Raw genomic sequence first — 15901 nt, 5'->3', positions numbered from 1 at the left:
TGACGTTTCTATCCAGCGTGGCTTGTTTTACAAGCATGAAGTTCTGAAAAAGACCGACGCTGCTAGGGCTTGTGCTATCAGCCAGGCAATCGTTTGTATTGCCGATGGCAAAAATTTTGTTATGTTGACTGTGAGCTGCGTAAAGCAGTGACTTCTGAAGTCTGCATTCAGCATGAATAACTTTCGGTATGGGTTACTGCCGATACGAATAAAGAGTAGGGTCGGGAAATGGCAAAAGTATCACTCGGAAAAGACAAAATTAAGTTTCTGCTGGTTGAAGGTGTGCACCAAAGCGCGGTGGATACCTTGCATGCCGCTGGTTATACCAATATCGAGTTTCACAAAGGGGCGCTGGATACCGAAGCGCTGAAAGAGTCGATCCGTGATGCACATTTTGTCGGGATCCGATCCCGCACTCAGCTGACAGAAGAAGTGTTTGCCGCTGCTGAAAAACTGATCGCCGTCGGTTGTTTCTGTATTGGCACCAATCAGGTTAGCCTGGCTTCTGCCACCAAACGCGGTATTCCGGTATTTAATGCGCCATTCTCCAATACCCGTTCCGTTGCCGAAATGGTCCTGGGCGAGATGCTGCTGATGATGCGCGGTATCCCTGCGGCCAATGCCAAAGCGCACCGCGGTATCTGGAACAAGCTGGCAGTGGGCTCTTTTGAAGCCCGTGGCAAGCGTCTGGGTATTATCGGCTATGGTCATATCGGTACACAGCTCGGTATTCTGGCTGAAGGCCTGGGCATGAAAGTGTACTTTTACGATATTGAAAGCAAACTGCCGCTGGGTAATGCGCAGCAGATTGCCAGCCTGAGCGAATTGCTTAACACCAGTGATGTTGTCACCCTGCATGTGCCGGAAACCACCAACACCAAAGATATGATCGGTGCTGCCGAGCTGGCGCAGATGAAACCTGGCTCGCTGTTGATCAACGCCTCTCGCGGTACGGTCATCGAGATCCCGGCGCTGTGTGATGCGCTGCGCAGCAAGCACCTGGCCGGTGCCGCCATTGACGTCTTCCCGGAAGAACCTGCCACCAACAGCGAACCCTTCAATTCACCGCTGTGTGAATTTGATAATGTGCTGTTGACGCCGCATATTGGGGGTTCCACCATGGAAGCCCAGGAAGGTATTGGTCTGGAAGTGGCCGGGAAACTGGCGAAATACTCCGATAACGGTTCCACGCTGTCTGCGGTTAACTTCCCGGAAGCCTCGCTGCCAACGCACAGCGAAAAAGCCAGCCGTCTGCTGCATATCCACGAAAACCGTCCAGGTATGCTGACCAGCATCAACAAGATTTTTGCCGAGCAGGGTATCAATATCGCCTCGCAGTATTTGCAGACCAGCTCTGAGGTCGGTTATGTGGTGATTGACGTTGAAGCCGATACCGAAACTGTCGAAACCGCACTGCAACTGATGAAAGGCATCCCAGGCACCATCCGTGCCCGTTTGCTTTACTAAGTCATGGGCTGATATCACAACTAAAAAGGCGCTTGAAGCGCCTTTTTTTATAGTTATTTTTTATAAAGTAAATGGGTAGGCTGCCGATAGTTGTTTTCAGCATTCTTGATTATTAAAGAATACTCGTCTGCAAAATGACTTCATTAAACGGAATTTACTGATGAAATATGTCCTGCTATCCCTGGTATTGCTATTTTCCGGCTGTGCAGTATTAGCGCCGAACAACCCCGTAAAATCAGACAAAACACCGCTCAAGATAACTAACTCCGAAGCTGACCAAAACTCCATTGTAAAACTTGACCAACGTGTGATGTATATGGTCCGGACAGATTATAACAATGGTAATCATACTGAGAATTGGAAAGCATTTGATTGTGACATAGGTACTGTGCATACGCTGTATTGGGATCTTATCGAAAAAAACGGCAAGACGATGCGTTTTTACGGTAACACCCTGCAGATATATGCCAAGCCGGAGCCTTATAACCCAGTGCCTAATGTTGAAGTTAGCAAAAAAATCAATCAGCTAATGCTAAAAGTGGTCTGCCAGTTCAAAAAGCCGGAGATGCATTTAGTGAAATATGCAGGGCCAGATGAACATGGCAATCAAAACTATGTAGATATCAATAATAGCTATCGGCAGGGAGACTTACTTTACACCCGACTGGGGTATGATTATGCAGAAATAAGTTACGACCCGCCATACGATGCACCTTATGGGCTGAAAATTGAAGACCACATATTTAATTGCAAAACACAGCAAGACGCTATGGTTGCCGGTTTTGATATTAGTCCTGAACTTTATATCAGCGATGCAAAAGTTGAAGCTAAACGTCAATTTTCCCCAGTAAGTAGCTTTATGCATAATGATTTACTGACCCTGTGTGCAGTAAAAGATTTCTCTACTTTCAAAAACCAGGGAGAGTGGGTTAACAAGGATAAAAAAGTTTCGAAGTTGATGGGGGCTATTCATCCGGACTTTGGTGATAACAAACCGGATATTCTGCAAAAGTACCCATTACCTCCAGTCCTTGCTCAGCAAATTGACGTATTGCTGCAACCTGCGATGGCAAGACCGGAATTCAAAAGAATAAGCTTTATCGAGCAACTTAGCGGTCACGAAAAGGATCCGCTAAAAATCACCATTGATCGAAATTTAGATGGTAGCCTGAGAGTCCTGGAGTCCTATAGCTCTATCTTGCGTTTTCAGGCTCAGCGTATTTATTTATATAATATGATCCAGCTGAAGTCCTTTATCAGTCTGTCAACCGCTCCTTCAGTGGTCCAGTCATTACAAACCGATTTTCGACTCCCCCTTAGCGCGGGCCAACATTTTTCTTATCAACTGATGCTTAAAGATTTGGCTGTCAATAATCGACCAATGAGCAAAGGGTCAACACAATGTGAGGTCGGTAATACAGCGTTACCTGCTGCGAATATCAATACGGCTTTCAGCGGGAACTATCTATCAGTGGTCTGCGATGAAAGGTTTGATGAGAAAAATAAATATTCGCATAATACCTATGCTTGGATAGAGGATTTACAGATCTTCCTTATGCTCGACTCAATATCCGATACAGGCAAATCGACAGCGAATAAGTATCTTGATGTTCGTATAGAAAAGTAATGCTTAGGCCGGGATTTATATCCCGGCTACCAATGCCAGCTTTTCCCCGGTGTCAGAATTTCCGGCAGCGGGATATCCCACTCCTCACTGGGTAAGTGTTCGACCAACTGACAATCATGGGCAATACCCATCGGGTAAGGCCCGCTTTGCTGCCAGTGTTGCAGCGTACGGTCATAAAACCCGCCGCCCATTCCCAGGCGCTGTCCTTGTTGGTCAAAGGCCACCAGCGGCGTCAGTATAATATCCAGCGTGAACAGCGGCAGAATTTCCCGCACGTCGAGCCGTGGCTCGAGAATATTTAGCCGATTGCGTACCAGCGGGGTATCGGGTTGATAGCGCAAAAACAGCAGATTACCTGGACTAAAAGGGTGTAGTACCGGCAGGCACAGCTGTTTGCCCGCTTGCCACAGTTGCGCGATCAGCGGTGTGGTATCAAGCTCGCCGTCAAAGGATAAAAACACTGAAAGGGTTTTTGCGGCTCGCACTTTGGGATGGCTGACAATACGTTCGGCAGCCTGCAGGGCAAAGTCATGCTGTTGCTGCGCGGTCAGCTGTTTACGTCGCTGGCGAACCTGATGACGAATGCTTTGTCTGAGTTGGGCATGTTGAGCAATAAAAGACATAGTTGCCTTTGGACTCGAGCGAATAGGGTTGGATACAGAAAGGATACAGAAAATAGTGCCGGGGAAGAAAGTGGAATCTCCGAGATGCCGCCGCAGGCTGTAACCCTTGAACCCATGGTTCAAGGTGAACGTTCAGTCACAATCTTAAGGCTTCTCGGCGGACCGAGCATGCGCACCGATTGCGGATCATCACATTCTGTTGGTACTAATTATCGGCTCAGGGGACGGGCCCGCTGGCAAACATCTCAGAGAAATTTTTTCACTTGCTATGGATTAACTATCTCACAGAAACAGTCTTTTATCAATAGCTTGAGTTATTCGAAAGGAGCGCCTTCACGTTCACTAATGCGCCCTTGCTCGAGCAGTGCCTGCTCGATAGTCTGTTGCAACATCCGAATACGCTGTTCCATATTGGAAGCATAATCGCGAGTTTTCAAGCGTTCTTGAGCAAGTTCGTGACACACATTCAATGCCGCGATAAATACCAGTTGCTCTGTATTGGTGACTCTAGTGCGAACTTTAAGATCTTGCAACCTTTGATTAAGATCCTCGGCGGCCATGTTCAACGCTTCTTGTTGTTCTGGCGGACAATTCACTCTTAAAGAACGACCAAAAATTTGTATATCTACCGGTTGTGCCGACATGCCACCTTCCTGCCATATCAATTCGGCCTGCTTTCGATTAAAACACCGCCACAACGGGCAGGAGATCGAAAGGGGCGCAACTATATATACCCCAGTACCAATATACAAGAATTATACCCGTCATACTTCAGGCTGCATCTTTGTTGGCTGACTTCACTCACCCCAGTTACATAGTTAGCTATGTTCCCGGGGATCCGTTCAGTTGCCGCCGCGATGCAATTCGAATTATTTGGGGTATAAACCCGTTTTTGGCCATTGCAGCGGTCTGGCTGCGGCTCCCGCGACTCCTCGGAACTCCTTCTATCCTGATATCGAATAGGGAGATTACGGGTCTCGCTAACTGGTACTGAGACTGATCTTGGTGGTAGCATAACACGAACTTATCCAGCCAACGATGGCGAATACGCATGTCTATTGAGAATACCTATCCTGATTATGAATTGCTGAATCAATCACTGAAACAGCAGTCTGTTGCCTTGACCCCGGCCGAAATGCACGGAATTATCAGTGGCTTGCTTTGCGGTGGCAACCGTGATGGCAGCTGGCTGACGCTGGTGCATGACCTGACCAACGAGGGGTTGGCATTTAGCCATACGCTTGCCGATATGCTGCAGCAATTGCGCAAAGTGACTTCTGATACCCTTGATGGCGACAGCTTTGAATTTAAAATGTTATTACCCGATGACGACGCCAGCGTATTTATCCGCGCCGATGCGCTTAGCGGCTGGGTAAACCACTTTCTGCTCGGTTTGGGCATGATGCAGCCCAAGCTGGCCAAAGTGAAAGGCGAAGTGGGCGAAGCCATTGATGATATGCGCAGTATTGCCCAGCTGGGTTACGAAGAAGACGAAGATCAGGAAGTGCTGGCGCAGTCGCTGGAAGAAGTGGTGGAGTATGTCCGCGTGGCGGCGATCCTTTGCTACAACGAATTCGGCCATAGCAAACCTAATGCGGCAGAAAATCTGCGGACCATACATTAATTTTCGCAACCTCGGGATTTCTGTAATTTCCGAAAATTCCTAAATTTTCTCCATTAGCGCATTTAACGGGGATAACCTTCGATTTCAGGAGCAGGTGATGACAACAGTGACCATAACTCGGCAGGAATATGAGGATCGTCGTCAGGCACTTATAGCCAAAATGGCACCGGGCAGCGCCGCGATTATTTTTGCCGCCCCGGAAGCCACGCGTAATGCAGACAGCGAGTATCCCTACCGTCAAAGCAGCGATTTCTGGTATTTGACCGGATTCAATGAACCTGAAGCGGCGTTGGTGTTGGTTAAAAGCGATGATAATCACCACCACAGCGTGCTGTTTAACCGCGTTCGCGATCTGACTGCCGAGATATGGTTTGGTCGTCGACTGGGGCAGGATGCGGCTCCGGCACGCCTGGGTATCGACCGTGCACTGCCGTTTGATGATATTAATGAACAGCTGCATCTGCTGCTTAACGGTCTGGACGTGATTTATCATGCCCAGGGCTACTATGCCTATGCCGACAGCATTGTCGATGGCGCCATGGATCGCCTGCGTAACGGCTTTCGGCAAAACCTTTCGGCACCGGCCACTGTGACCGACTGGCGACCTTGGTTACATGATATGCGCCTGATTAAATCGGCGCAGGAAATTGCCGTTATGCGTCGCGCTGGCGAAATCACCGCCATGGCCCATACCCGTGCCATGGAAAAATGCCGTGCCGGAATGTTCGAGTATCAGCTTGAAGGCGAGATCCACCATGAGTTTAATCGTCACGGTGCGCGTTATCCCTCTTATAACACCATTGTCGGCAGCGGTGACAACGGCTGTATTCTGCATTACACCGAAAACGAGTCTCAGCTGCGTGACGGTGATTTGGTGTTGATCGATGCCGGTTGTGAATATCAGGGCTACGCTGGGGATATCACCCGCACTTTCCCGGTCAGCGGTAAATTTACCCCGGCACAGCGGCAGATTTACGATATCGTGCTGGCTTCTGAATACAAGGCGTTGGCCATTTTTGGCCCAGGGCGCAGCATCAAGGAAGCCACCGAAGCAGCGGTACGGGTAATGGTTGAAGGTCTGGTGGCTATTGGCGTGATGACCGGCGACGTTGACCAGTTAATTGCCGAGCGGGCACACCGCCAGTTCTTTATGCATGGCCTGTCTCACTGGCTGGGCATGGACGTACACGACGTTGGCCATTATGGCGACGTGGATCGCAGCCGCACACTGGAGCCGGGGATGGTATTGACCGTCGAGCCGGGTCTGTATATTGCGCCGGATGCCGATGTACCGGCGGCCTATCGCGGTATTGGTATCCGTATTGAAGACGACATTCTGATCACCGCCAGCGGTATTGAAATTCTTACCGGCGACGTGGTGAAAGAAGCCGATGAGATCGAAGCATTGATGGCGGCGGCAAGATAATCCGATGAGCGTAATTATTGTAGGCGGCGGCATGGCCGGGGCAACGCTGGCGTTGGCACTCTCCTCGCTGACCCAGGGACGGCTGCCGGTGCATCTGGTGGAAGCAACCACCCCGGGGGATCGCCAGCATCCCGGTTTTGACGCCCGTGCCATTGCCCTGGCGCAGGGCACCTGCCAGCAGTTGGCGGCGATTGGCGTCTGGTCGGCGCTGGCCGATTGCGCCACAGCGATCACCGATATTCACGTCAGCGATCGCGGCCATACCGGCATGGTGAATCTTGACGCCAGGCATTACGGCGTTGCGGCGTTGGGACAGGTGATTGAACTGCACGATGCGGGGCAACGGCTGTTTGGCTTATTATCCCGGGCACCGGGTGTTTATCTGCATTGTCCTGCCCGCGTGGTGGCCGTGGATCGTCGCGCTGACAGTGCCAGTGTTACGCTGGATAATGGCGAAACCCTGGAGGGGCGTGTGCTGGTGGCCGCCGACGGTTCGCAGTCGATGCTGGCTCAGGCTTGTCAGATCAGTTGGCAACGTGCCGCCTATCAGCAGGTGGCAGTCATTGCCAATGTCAGCACTGCCATAGCTCACGGCGGCCGTGCCTTTGAGCGTTTTACGCCGCAAGGTCCGCTGGCGCTGTTGCCGATGTCGAAAGGGCGCAGCTCACTGGTCTGGTGTCATCCGCTGGACAAACAGCAACAGGTCAATGACTGGAGCGATAAACAATTTCTCGCCGAGTTGCAGCAGGCCTTTGGCTGGCGCTTGGGCAAGTTGCAGCAAATCGGCGCGCGACACAGCTATCCTCTGCAATTATTGACCGCCAATGCTCATATCAGCCACCGACTGGCGCTGGTGGGCAACGCGGCGCAAACCCTGCATCCTATCGCCGGTCAGGGATTCAACCTGGGACTGCGCGACGTGATGACCCTCGGTGAGACGCTGGCCGCGGCCTGGCAGCAGGGGAAAGATATTGGCAGTTACCGCGTGCTGAGTGGTTATCAACAGCGTCGCCAGCCGGATCAGCGTGCCACCGTCGGCATTACCGATGGCCTGGTGCGCATCTTTGCCAACCGCTATGCACCGCTGGTGGTGGGGCGCAATCTCGGCCTGATGGCCATGGAGAGTATCCCGCCATTGCGAGATGCATTTACCCGCCGTACCCTGGGCTGGACTGAGCGCTAACGCGCCGGTGCAGGCTCAGCCTGACCGCAGAAAATGACAGGAATAAACGAAATTATGCAATCTTTTGATGTGGTTATCGCCGGTGGCGGTATGGTAGGACTGGCGCTGGCCTGTAGCCTGCAGGGTAGCGGTTTGCGTATTGCCGTGCTGGAAAATCGACAACCCAATGATGCGCCGCTGCCCACTATCCCGGCGGTTCGTGTTTCGGCGATCAATGCCGCCAGTGAGCGTCTGCTGCAGCATATTGGCGCATGGGACGATATTATTGCCCAGCGCGTCAATGCCTATCAGGGCATGGAAGTGTGGGACCATGACAGCTTTGGCAAAATTGCCTTTCACAGCGAAGAGTACGGGTTCAGCCATCTTGGTCATATTATTGAAAATCAGGTGATCCAGCGTGCGCTGTGGCAACGGGCAAGTCAGTTAAGCGATATCACCCTGTTGGCCCCCGCGCAGTTAAAAGATGTTGCCTGGGGCGAGAACGAAGCTTTTATTACCCTCGACGATCAGCGACTGCTCAGCGCCCGGCTGGTCGTCGGTGCCGACGGTGCCCATTCCTGGCTGCGTCAACATGCCGATATCCCGCTGACCTTCTGGGATTATGGTCATCATGCACTGGTGGCGACGATCCGCACGCAAGAAGCGCACCAATCTGTGGCAAGACAGGTATTTCACGGTGACGGCATTCTGGCGTTTTTACCGCTGGCCGATGCGCATTTATCATCTATTGTCTGGTCAGTATCTCCTCTCGAAGCCGAACGTCTGTGTGCGTTGGATAATGAAGAGTTTAACAAGATCCTCGCCAGCACCTTTGATCTGCGCCTTGGCGTTTGCCAGGTGGTCAGCGAGCGTCAGAGTTTTCCACTGACCGGACGCTATGCGCGTAGCTTTGCAGCCCAGCGGCTGGCGCTGATTGGTGATGCGGCGCATACCGTACATCCATTGGCCGGGCAGGGCGTCAATCTCGGTTTTATGGACGCGGCGGAGTTGGCTTTTGAAATCAAGCGTCTGCAACGGGAAGGGAAAGATTTTGGTCAGCATATGTATTTGCGCCGCTTTGAACGCAAGCGTAAGCACAGTGCGGCGGTAATGCTGGCAGGCATGCAGGGATTTCGCGAGCTTTTTGCCGGTAATAACCCGGCCAAGAAGTTGCTGCGCGATATCGGTTTAACGCTGGCCGATCGGCTACCAGGGGTGAAACCGCAACTGGTGCGGCAGGCGATGGGGCTTAATGATTTGCCCGAGTGGCTGGAAAGCAAAAGGCTTCAGCTGAAATAATCTAATTTCATGCCAGATTTTCCATTACATTTTCTAATCTCAGGCCGGGTTTCGCCCATTGTAAAGGGTGCGAAATTCGGTCCTTGCGTTATATAACATCGATGAATTTATAATTTATCTGTAGATTTTGCGTCACAAACCCCATCTTTCCAGTCAAAAATTCTGAATCATACCCTCTCTCAATTTCCGACAATTCACTGACAACTGATATTTTAACTTATGGATAGCAGCGGGATTCGGTGATAACGTTCAGTCAAAGGTATCGTTTGCGTCGGCACAGTTCTTGCACCGGTTTTCGTCAGAGAGCAGGGTAAGTCGCTTAAGAAAAAGAATGGGGAATAAGATGACAAAGCAGACTCGGTTATATGATCAACACGTCGCCTGTGGCGCTCGTATGGTCGATTTTCACGGTTGGATGATGCCGCTGCATTATGGCTCCCAGCTGGATGAACACCATATCGTGCGTCAGGATGCAGGTATGTTTGACGTTTCACATATGACCATCGTCGATTTACGCGGTGCGCGCACCCGTGAATTCCTGCGTTATCTATTGGCCAACGATGTCGCCAAACTGACTCAGCCGGGCAAGGCACTGTACACCGGTATGCTGAATGCCTCCGGCGGCGTGATCGATGATCTGATTGTTTATTTCCTTAGCGAAGACTATTTCCGTCTGGTGGTCAACTCCGCCACCCGTGAAAAAGATCTGGCGTGGATCTCGGAACATGCCAAACCTTATGCCATTGAGCTGACCGTTCGTGATGACCTGGCGCTGATCGCCGTGCAGGGTCCGCAGGCGCAAGAAAGAGCGCAGACGCTGTTTACAGCCGAGCAAAAACAGGCCGTTAGCGGCATGAAGCCGTTCTTTGGCGTGCAGGCCGGTTCGCTGTTTATCGCCACCACTGGCTACACCGGTGAAGCAGGCTATGAAATTGCCCTGCCACAGGACGACGCGGCGGATTTCTGGCAAAAACTGCTGGCAGCCGGCGTCAAGCCTGCCGGACTGGGCGCACGCGATACGCTGCGTCTGGAAGCGGGCATGAATCTCTATGGTCAGGAAATGGACGAAAGCATTTCGCCGCTGGCGGCGAATATGGGCTGGACCATTGCCTGGCAGCCGGAAGATCGTCGTTTTATTGGCCGCGATGCGCTGGAGAGCCAGCGTGAACACGGCACCGAGCAGTTGGTCGGTTTGATCATGACCGAAAAAGGTGTATTACGTAATGAATTGCCAGTGCGTTTTACCGATGCCAGAGGCAATCTGCAGGAAGGTATTATCACCAGCGGTTCTTTCTCGCCAACGCTGGGGTGCAGCATTGCACTGGCCCGTGTTCCGGCTGGGATTGGTGAACAGGCGATTGTGCAAATTCGTAATCGTGAAATGCCGGTGCGTGTCACCAAACCGGGTTTTGTGCGTAATGGCAAAAGCCTGGTGTAATGGATTTTAGTCTGCCAGACCGTTCTGGCCGACGGTTATCGCTTTGATTTATTTTTTCGATATTAAGCATTAATAAACCTCTTTCAGGAGAATAGTTATGAGCAACGTTCCAGCAGAACTAAAATACGCCACCTCTCATGAATGGGTGCGTGCAGAAGGCAACGGTATTTATAGCGTAGGCATTACTGAACACGCGCAGGAATTACTGGGTGATATGGTCTTTATCGACCTGCCCGAAGTGGGCCGCATTGTTGATGCCGGCGAAGATTGCGCCGTAGCGGAATCTGTAAAAGCGGCGTCAGATATCTACTCGCCAATCAGCGGCGAAATTGTTGCGGTTAACAGCGAACTGGAAGCCTCTCCGGAACTGGTTAACAGCGCCCCTTACGCCGAAGGTTTCCTGTACCAGATTAAAGCCTCTGACGAAGCCGAACTTGATAATTTGCTCGATGCGGCAGGTTACGAAGCCACGCTGGAAGACTAAGTATTTTGTGCCCGTCGTCTTTGCGGCGATAACTGCGCGGGTTACGTCGGTTCATCCCGGGAACGATCTTGAGTCAGCTCCCTGGATGAGCGACTGCCGCCTGGTTGTCGCGCCAATCACGTCGGGTCGAGATTGAACGCCTCGTAATGGTTACGGGGCAAGCGTTTTTGTCCCAGTACCTCCATGCAAGATTTCAGGAATGCCTAGCACATGACTCAGACTCTCAGCCAACTTGAACACAGCGAAGCCTTTATCGGTCGCCATATCGGTCCTTCCTCCCTTCAGCAGCAGCAGATGTTGGCCACCGTTGGCGCCAGTTCGCTAAACGCCTTGATCCAGCAAATTGTTCCGGTGGATATCCAGTTACCTGGTCCCCCTGCGGTAGGCGATGCGGTAACCGAACATCAGGCGTTGGCTGAGCTGAAAGCCATTGCCAGTCAAAACCAGCGTTATAAATCTTATATTGGTATGGGCTACAGCGCGGTGCTGACGCCGCCGGTGATCCTGCGCAATATGCTGGAAAACCCCGGCTGGTACACCGCTTATACCCCGTATCAACCCGAAGTCTCCCAGGGCCGTCTTGAAGCGCTGCTGAATTTCCAGCAACTGACCCTCGACCTGACCGGGCTGGATCTGGCGTCAGCATCCCTGCTCGACGAAGCCACCGCCGCCGCCGAAGCCATGGCGCTGGCGAAACGCGCCAGCAAACTGAAAGATGCCAATCGCTTCTTTGTTGCTGACGACGTGCATCCGCAGACCCTTGACGTAGTGCGCACCCGTGCCGAAACCTTTGGTTTTGATATCATCGTCGATAAAGCAGAAAAAGTGCTGGAACTTGACGGCATCTTTGGTGTTCTGCTGCAACTGGTGGGTACCACTGGCGAAGTTCATGACTACAGTGCGCTGTTTGCCGAACTGAAAAACCGTAAAATTATTACCAGCGTAGCAGCAGATATTATGGCACTGGTGCTGCTGACCGCACCGGGCAAGCAGGGTGCAGACGTGGTCTTTGGTTCGGCGCAACGCTTTGGTGTGCCAATGGGCTACGGTGGTCCACATGCCGCCTTCTTTGCCTGCCGTGATGAGTTTAAACGCTCAATGCCGGGGCGCATTATCGGCGTTTCCCGCGATGCTGCAGGCAACACCGCGCTGCGTATGGCGATGCAAACCCGTGAACAACATATCCGTCGCGAAAAAGCCAACTCCAATATTTGTACCTCGCAGGTATTGCTGGCCAATATTGCCAGCCTGTACGCCGTGTTCCACGGACCTGAAGGTCTGAAACGCATTGCCAGCCGTATCCATCGTCTGACCGATATTCTGGCCGCTGGCCTGAAGAAAGGCGGCCTGACGCTGCGCCACAACAGCTGGTTTGATACGCTGACGGTCGACGTGCAGGATAAAGCGGCAGTGCTGGAACGCGCGCAGAGCTTTGGCCTGAACCTGCGTACCGATATTCATAACGCCGTGGGCATTACCCTCGACGAAGCCACCTCGCGTGAAGATGTGCAGGTGCTGTTTGCCGTGCTGCTTGGCGACGACCATGGTCTGGATATCGAGCAACTGGACCTGGTTGCCAGCACCGACAATCAGTCTATTCCGGCGGCGTCACTGCGTCAGGATCCGATCCTGACTCACCCGGTATTTAACCAATACCACAGTGAAACCGAAATGATGCGCTATATGCATCGTCTGGAGAAAAAGGATCTGGCGCTGAATCAGGCGATGATCCCACTGGGTTCCTGCACCATGAAATTGAATGCGGCGGCCGAGATGATCCCGATCACCTGGCCAGAGTTTGCCGAACTGCACCCGTTCTGCCCGGTCGAGCAGGCCAGCGGCTATCAGCAGATGATTGGTCAGTTGTCACAGTGGCTGGTGCAGTTGACCGGCTACGATGCAGTCTGTATGCAGCCGAACTCTGGTGCTCAGGGGGAATATGCCGGTCTGCTGGCAATTCGTCGCTATCATGAAAGCCGCAACCAGAGCAGCCGTCATATCTGTCTGATCCCAAGTTCCGCTCACGGCACCAACCCGGCATCGGCGCATATGGCCAGCATGTCGGTGGTGGTGGTGGCCTGTGACAAACAGGGCAATATCGACCTCAGCGATCTGCGTGAGAAAGCGGCGCAGGCTGGTGATGAACTCTCTTGTATTATGGTGACCTATCCGTCGACGCACGGCGTTTATGAAGAAACCATCCGTGAAGTCTGCCAGATTGTTCATCAATACGGTGGTCAGGTTTATCTCGACGGAGCCAATATGAATGCCCAGGTGGGCATCACTACGCCGGGCTATATCGGCGCGGATGTGTCGCACCTTAACCTGCATAAAACCTTCTGTATCCCGCACGGCGGTGGCGGTCCAGGTATGGGTCCAATTGGCGTTAAAGCCCATTTGGCACCTTTTGTTCCGGGTCATAGCGTCGTACAGATTGATGGCGTGTTGACGCAAAACGGCGCGGTATCTGCGGCACCGTTCGGCAGCGCTTCTATATTGCCAATCAGCTGGATGTATATCCGCATGATGGGTGCCGAGGGGCTGAAGCAGGCAAGTCAGGTCGCGATCCTTAACGCCAACTACATTGCCACGCGCCTGAAAGAGGCTTTTCCGGTGCTGTATACCGGTCGCGATGGCCGTGTTGCTCACGAATGTATTCTTGATATTCGTCCGCTGAAAGAAGTTACCGGCATTAGCGAAATGGATATTGCCAAACGTCTGATCGACTACGGCTTCCATGCGCCGACCATGTCGTTCCCGGTGGCGGGCACCCTGATGATTGAGCCGACAGAATCGGAAAGCAAAGTCGAACTCGACCGCTTTATTGATGCCTTGCTGGCCATCCGTGGTGAAATCGACAACGTCGCCAGCGGGAAGTGGACCTTAGAGGATAACCCGCTGGTTAATGCACCGCATACCCAGGCAGAGCTGGTCAGCGAGTGGCATCATGCCTACAGCCGTGAGCTGGCGGTATTCCCGGCGGGCAGTGAAAACAAATACTGGCCGACGGTGAAACGCCTTGATGATGTTTACGGCGACCGTAATCTGTTCTGCTCTTGTGTACCGATCGGCGACTATCAGTAATTGTTGCTAAAATTCTGGCCGCAAGGCCAGAATTTCCCCTCTCTTGTTATTGCCGCATGAACAAAATCCTGCCTATTTCTTTAAATGCACCTGCTTTAATGTCGTAAACAGTTGGATTTTATCGGCTTCGCTGAGGTTTTTTTGTTGCAGTTGGGCGCTAAATTCCGCCTCGTTATCAGGGGAAATCTTGCCGTTGGCTTTTAATTCGACCGCCAGACGCTGAATGATTTGGCTGGATAAAGCGGCGATATCGCTGCGGATCTGATTAAGCGGTCGCGGCTGCCAATGGGTTTCCGGCGTTGCCAGCCAGTCGGCGCGATAGCGATACTGGATCGCTTTGGCGGCACTCATCTGCGCGACAATAAAGGGTTTGATCGAGACGGGATCGATGCCTGCTCCCTCGGCCACTTTCAGCGTATCTGCCAACACTTTGGCTTCCTGATCGAGCACTTCAATCGGTTGATGGTTTAACGCCTTGCTGCTGGCCACGTCTTTCATATAGGAGAGGCGTTGGTTAATTAACCCCGGTAGACTACTATTTTCCGAAGCCTGGGCGGTCAAAGGAAGCGTACTGACACCAATGGCGGCGATTAGCAGCGAGCCGATCGCGGTTTTGGCGAGCAGTGAGCCCCGTTGGCGGAGGTGCAGTGAAAATGCCGAGCCGGTCATATTCATCATGAATTATTCCTTTAAATTAAGCGTTTTTGCCGAATTTCGCCGATCATCATACTAAGTATCGCCAAAAATGGCAGAGTAAAACGGCCCCGTTTTAACGGGATCACCATCAGGTTTAATCATGATTTACTATTGTGACTAAAGTGCTATTAGTGACCGGCGGCAGCCGAGATATTGCTCTGGATAGCATGGCTGCTGTCCGACGCAGCCTCTTATGTCACCGGCAGTTTTATCGATCTGGCGGGGGGGAAATAACTTGTCGTTAGCCGCGCAGTAGTGCATGACGAAAAGATAAAATATGCATTTCGGCGGCATGGGCTGCCGCTGAGGCATCCTGCGCGGCGAGCGCATTAATAATGGCCTGATGCTCACCGATCACTTCCTGCATATGACCCTCTTTGGACAATGAACTGGCCCAAAAGCGCTGTGCTTGCGCGTGCAGCACGCTAAGGATATCCATTAATATACTGTTGCCGGCAATTTGCGCCAGCAATTGGTGGAACTGATAATCCAGCGACATCATCTGGTTACGATCGCGTAATTGGCAGGCGACGGCAATCCGTTGGTTGATGGCGTTAAGTTCCGCAATATCCGTTGTCGAGACGCGCTGGCTGGCCAGCCGGATGCACAATAACTCATTGGCCAGGCGGACTTCGATCAACTCCAGTGCATCGTCGATCGATAGCGGCGAAACCATTACCCCCTTACGCGGGATAATTTGCAATAACCCTTCATTGGCCAGCCGGTGGATCGCCTGATTAATTGGCGTACGCCCCAGCGATAAATCATTCATTACCTGTGCGGTATTCAAATACTCCCCCGGCTTATAGCTCAGGGTCACCAATGCCTGCTTAAAGCGGCGATATGCCTGCTCATTTAACGATAACTGCGTTTCGCTGGCTGCTGCTGTTTCCAGATTTTCTGCGTCAACAGATTTCACACCTTTCTCCTGCCGAGAAGATTTTTAGACATTCTACACAAAAACATGGCAC

13 protein-coding genes, 1 other RNA gene and 1 pseudogene are annotated in these 15901 nt (G+C 52.2%); 10 read left to right on the top strand and 5 right to left on the bottom strand.

What is annotated here, in order from left to right:
* Positions 1-228 precede the first annotated feature (228 nt).
* Together serA and GW590_RS01165 are read left to right on the top strand one after the other, a co-directional pair.
* On the top strand, positions 229-1467 hold the full coding sequence (gene serA / locus GW590_RS01170; RefSeq protein ID WP_169401189.1) for a phosphoglycerate dehydrogenase: 1239 nt from the start codon (positions 229-231) through the stop codon (positions 1465-1467).
* A gap of 160 nt (positions 1468-1627) precedes the next feature.
* On the top strand, positions 1628-3094 hold the full coding sequence (locus tag GW590_RS01165; RefSeq protein WP_169401188.1) for a hypothetical protein: 1467 nt from the start codon (positions 1628-1630) through the stop codon (positions 3092-3094).
* Positions 3095-3120: 26 nt separating this feature from the next.
* On the opposite strand, the gene GW590_RS01160 is transcribed toward GW590_RS01165, so the two are convergent.
* From GW590_RS01160 to zapA, 3 genes are all read right to left on the bottom strand, one after another.
* Positions 3121-3717 (bottom strand): 5-formyltetrahydrofolate cyclo-ligase, encoded by a 597-nt coding sequence (locus tag GW590_RS01160; RefSeq protein ID WP_169401187.1) that lies wholly within the window; start codon positions 3715-3717, stop codon positions 3121-3123.
* A 72-nt stretch (positions 3718-3789) separates the two neighbouring features.
* Positions 3790-3972: non-coding RNA, 6S RNA (gene ssrS / locus GW590_RS01155), on the bottom strand.
* Between the two features lie 59 nt (positions 3973-4031).
* Positions 4032-4361 carry a cell division protein ZapA gene (gene zapA, locus GW590_RS01150; protein WP_169401186.1) on the bottom strand — a complete coding sequence of 110 codons (330 nt, stop codon included), beginning with the start codon at positions 4359-4361 and terminating at the stop codon, positions 4032-4034.
* Between the two features lie 407 nt (positions 4362-4768).
* Between zapA and GW590_RS01145 the strand changes: the two genes are divergently transcribed.
* The 7 genes from GW590_RS01145 to gcvP all read left to right on the top strand — a co-directional run bounded on the left by GW590_RS01145 (position 4769) and on the right by gcvP (position 14234).
* Positions 4769-5341, top strand: coding sequence for a YecA/YgfB family protein (locus tag GW590_RS01145; protein WP_169401185.1), 573 nt, complete (start codon positions 4769-4771; stop codon positions 5339-5341).
* 112 nt (positions 5342-5453) lie between these two features.
* On the top strand, positions 5454-6767 hold the full coding sequence (gene pepP, locus GW590_RS01140) for a Xaa-Pro aminopeptidase (protein ID WP_169401638.1): 1314 nt from the start codon (positions 5454-5456) through the stop codon (positions 6765-6767).
* Between the two features lie 4 nt (positions 6768-6771).
* Positions 6772-7950: a 2-octaprenyl-6-methoxyphenyl hydroxylase gene (gene ubiH / locus GW590_RS01135; RefSeq protein WP_169401184.1), complete on the top strand. Its 1179-nt coding sequence runs from the start codon at positions 6772-6774 to the stop codon at positions 7948-7950.
* A 54-nt stretch (positions 7951-8004) separates the two neighbouring features.
* Positions 8005-9228, top strand: coding sequence for an FAD-dependent 2-octaprenylphenol hydroxylase (gene ubiI / locus GW590_RS01130; protein ID WP_169401183.1), 1224 nt, complete (start codon positions 8005-8007; stop codon positions 9226-9228).
* Positions 9229-9571: 343 nt separating this feature from the next.
* Positions 9572-10666 carry a glycine cleavage system aminomethyltransferase GcvT gene (gcvT, locus tag GW590_RS01125; protein ID WP_169401182.1) on the top strand — a complete coding sequence of 365 codons (1095 nt, stop codon included), beginning with the start codon at positions 9572-9574 and terminating at the stop codon, positions 10664-10666.
* A gap of 97 nt (positions 10667-10763) precedes the next feature.
* The gene (gcvH, locus tag GW590_RS01120; RefSeq protein ID WP_169401181.1) at positions 10764-11150 is read left to right on the top strand and encodes a glycine cleavage system protein GcvH; all 387 of its coding nucleotides are present in this window, start codon (positions 10764-10766) and stop codon (positions 11148-11150) included.
* Positions 11151-11360: 210 nt separating this feature from the next.
* Positions 11361-14234, top strand: a complete 2874-nt coding sequence (gene gcvP / locus GW590_RS01115) for an aminomethyl-transferring glycine dehydrogenase (RefSeq protein WP_169401180.1) — start codon at positions 11361-11363, stop codon at positions 14232-14234.
* Positions 14235-14306: 72 nt separating this feature from the next.
* Here gcvP and GW590_RS01110 read toward each other — a convergent pair whose 3' ends face one another.
* The gene (locus tag GW590_RS01110; protein ID WP_235955827.1) at positions 14307-14912 is read right to left on the bottom strand and encodes a chorismate mutase; all 606 of its coding nucleotides are present in this window, start codon (positions 14910-14912) and stop codon (positions 14307-14309) included.
* Positions 14913-15092: 180 nt separating this feature from the next.
* Between GW590_RS01110 and GW590_RS24240 the strand changes: the two are divergent.
* Positions 15093-15164, top strand: a pseudogene (locus GW590_RS24240) (hypothetical protein); the annotation flags it as partial.
* A gap of 7 nt (positions 15165-15171) precedes the next feature.
* On the opposite strand, the gene GW590_RS01105 reads toward GW590_RS24240, so the two are convergent.
* A complete protein-coding gene (locus tag GW590_RS01105; protein WP_169401179.1) occupies positions 15172-15849 on the bottom strand; it encodes a GntR family transcriptional regulator in 678 nt (225 codons plus the stop codon).
* Positions 15850-15901: the final 52 nt, after the last annotated feature.

Origin of the sequence: Rouxiella aceris (genome assembly GCF_012933545.1) — a bacterium.
Taxonomy (GTDB): domain Bacteria; phylum Pseudomonadota; class Gammaproteobacteria; order Enterobacterales; family Enterobacteriaceae; genus Rouxiella; species Rouxiella aceris.
This window is presented reverse-complemented; position numbering and strand designations above follow the sequence as displayed.

Bases quoted from the DNA above. Each gene is read 5' to 3' on its own strand.
- ubiI (WP_169401183.1), top strand. From the start codon at position 8,005: ATGCAATCTTTTGATGTGGTTATCGCCGGTGGCGGTATGGTAGGACTG.
- GW590_RS01165 (WP_169401188.1), top strand. From the start codon at position 1,628: ATGAAATATGTCCTGCTATCCCTGGTATTGCTATTTTCCGGCTGTGCA.
- GW590_RS01110 (WP_235955827.1), bottom strand. From the start codon at position 14,912: ATGATGAATATGACCGGCTCGGCATTTTCACTGCACCTCCGCCAACGG.
- GW590_RS01160 (WP_169401187.1), bottom strand. From the start codon at position 3,717: ATGTCTTTTATTGCTCAACATGCCCAACTCAGACAAAGCATTCGTCAT.
- GW590_RS01145 (WP_169401185.1), top strand. From the start codon at position 4,769: ATGTCTATTGAGAATACCTATCCTGATTATGAATTGCTGAATCAATCA.
- gcvH (WP_169401181.1), top strand. From the start codon at position 10,764: ATGAGCAACGTTCCAGCAGAACTAAAATACGCCACCTCTCATGAATGG.
- zapA (WP_169401186.1), bottom strand. From the start codon at position 4,361: ATGTCGGCACAACCGGTAGATATACAAATTTTTGGTCGTTCTTTAAGA.
- serA (WP_169401189.1), top strand. From the start codon at position 229: ATGGCAAAAGTATCACTCGGAAAAGACAAAATTAAGTTTCTGCTGGTT.
- gcvT (WP_169401182.1), top strand. From the start codon at position 9,572: ATGACAAAGCAGACTCGGTTATATGATCAACACGTCGCCTGTGGCGCT.
- ubiH (WP_169401184.1), top strand. From the start codon at position 6,772: ATGAGCGTAATTATTGTAGGCGGCGGCATGGCCGGGGCAACGCTGGCG.
- gcvP (WP_169401180.1), top strand. From the start codon at position 11,361: ATGACTCAGACTCTCAGCCAACTTGAACACAGCGAAGCCTTTATCGGT.